Origin of the sequence: Amycolatopsis sp. A133 (assembly GCF_031082405.1) — a bacterium.
GTDB lineage: Bacteria > Actinomycetota > Actinomycetes > Mycobacteriales > Pseudonocardiaceae > Amycolatopsis.
Map to the genome: position 1 here is coordinate 1 of NZ_JAVHJU010000044.1, position 1,582 is coordinate 1,582.

The following is a 1,582-nucleotide window of genomic DNA, read 5'->3' on the forward strand; positions in this document are numbered from 1 at the left end:
CTGAGACGTGATGCGTAGCCGTTTGAGGCGAAGTAGAGTGATCCTATGCTGCCGAGAAAAGCCTCTAGTGAGTGCATGCACGGCCCGTACCCCAAACCAACACAGGTGGTCAGGTAGAGAATACCAAGGCGATCGGGTGAACTGTGGTTAAGGAACTCGGCAAAATGCCCCCGTAACTTCGGGAGAAGGGGGGCCAAACATCCTGAAGCTCTTCTCGAGCTAGGGGTGGGTGGCCGCAGAGACCAGCGGAAAGCGACTGTTTACTAAAAACACAGGTCCATGCGAAGTCGCAAGACGATGTATATGGACTGACGCCTGCCCGGTGCTGGAACGTTAAGAGGACCGGTTAATCCCTTTCGAGGGGTGAAGCTGAGAATTTAAGCGCCAGTAAACGGCGGTGGTAACTATAACCATCCTAAGGTAGCGAAATTCCTTGTCGGGTAAGTTCCGACCTGCACGAATGGCGTAACGACTTTCCGGCTGTCTCAACCACAGGCCCGGCGAAATTGCACTACGAGTAAAGATGCTCGTTACGCGCGGCAGGACGGAAAGACCCCGGGACCTTTACTATAGTTTGGTATTGGTTTTCGGTTCGGCTTGTGTAGGATAGGTGGGAGACTGTGAAGCTGCAACGCTAGTTGTGGTGGAGTCGTTGTTGAAATACCACTCTGGTCGAATTGGGAATCTGAACCTCGGGCCATGATCTGGTTCAGGGACAGTGCCTGATGGGTAGTTTAACTGGGGCGGTTGCCTCCTAAAGAGTAACGGAGGCGCCCAAAGGTTCCCTCAGCCTGGTTGGCAATCAGGTGTTGAGTGCAAGTGCACAAGGGAGCTTGACTGTGAGACAGACATGTCGAGCAGGGACGAAAGTCGGGACTAGTGATCCGGCACCACCTGGTGGAAGGGGTGTCGCTCAACGGATAAAAGGTACCCCGGGGATAACAGGCTGATCTTGCCCAAGAGTCCATATCGACGGCATGGTTTGGCACCTCGATGTCGGCTCGTCGCATCCTGGGGCCGGAGTAGGTCCCAAGGGTTGGGCTGTTCGCCCATTAAAGCGGCACGCGAGCTGGGTTTAGAACGTCGTGAGACAGTTCGGTCCCTATCCGCCGCGCGCGTAGGATACTTGAGGAAGGCTGTCCCTAGTACGAGAGGACCGGGACGGACGAACCTCTGGTGTGCCAGTTGTTCTGCCAAGGGCATGGCTGGTTGGCCACGTTCGGAAGGGATAACCGCTGAAGGCATCTAAGCGGGAAGCCTGTTCCAAGATGAGGTATCCCACCCCTTTGTGGGTTAAGGCCCCCAACAGACCATTGGGTTGATAGGCCAGAAATGGAAGCACAGTAATGTGTTGTCGAGTTGACTGGTACTAATAGGCCGAGGACTTGCCTACGAAGATGTTACGCATCCACTCTACGGTTCTGAAACACCACACAGAAATGTGTGTGTTGTTTCGGAGTGTTTCGGTGGTTATAGCGTCAGGGAAACGCCCGGTCCCATTCCGAACCCGGAAGCTAAGCCTGACAGCGCCGATGGTACTGCAACCGAAGGGTTGTGGGAGAGTAGGACACCGCCGAACTTA

2 rRNA genes are annotated in these 1,582 nt (G+C 54.8%); both read left to right on the forward strand.

Annotated features, from left to right (window positions below):
* Positions 1-1,393, forward strand: a 23S ribosomal RNA gene (locus Q5425_RS28230); the annotation flags it as partial.
* A 69-nt stretch (positions 1,394-1,462) separates the two neighbouring features.
* A 5S ribosomal RNA gene (rrf, locus tag Q5425_RS28235) occupies positions 1,463-1,579 on the forward strand.
* The last annotated feature ends 3 nt before the right edge of the window (positions 1,580-1,582 follow it).